The organism is Mesorhizobium sp. M4B.F.Ca.ET.089.01.1.1, from assembly GCF_004022605.1.
Lineage (GTDB): Bacteria > Pseudomonadota > Alphaproteobacteria > Rhizobiales > Rhizobiaceae > Mesorhizobium > Mesorhizobium abyssinicae.
The window spans coordinates 1-448 of record NZ_RZOS01001426.1 but is presented as its reverse complement, the minus strand read 5'-3'; the positions used below and the strand labels follow the sequence as shown (position 1 = coordinate 448).

Sequence of the window (448 nt, the reverse complement as noted above, 5' to 3'; positions counted from 1 at the left end):
CCCCCTCTACGCCGGCATACATAATGACTGTGAACGCGATCAGCAGACTTGAAACGGCAGCGATCGTCGGCGTGATCTCTTCCCGAATTCCCGACCACATCTTGATCGGCAAGGTGGTGGTGTCCGGCCCGCTCACGAAAAGTGACAGCACCAACTCGTCGAAGGAATGCAGGAAGGCAAAGAATCCGGCGACGATTAACGCGGGACGCATGAGCGGGAGTACGATTTTCCAAATCGTGACCATCCGCGAAGCCCCCAAACTCGCGGCGGCGTGCTCTAGGCGGACGTTCAGGGCCTGTAGGCTTGCGGCGACAATCAGCACGACTAAGGGAACGGCGCCGATCGTATGTGCGATCACCAGAGCGAGATTCGTGTTGACGAGCTGCAACCGTGCAAACAGGAAGTAGAGGGCAACCGCACTGACGATTACCGGCACGATCATCGGTGC

General features: G+C 58.3%; 1 protein-coding gene. It reads right to left on the bottom strand.

What is annotated here, in order from left to right; genetic code table 11:
• The coding region (locus EN780_RS37785) for an ABC transporter permease subunit (protein ID WP_128276667.1) at positions 1-448 on the bottom strand (448 nt) is incomplete at both ends.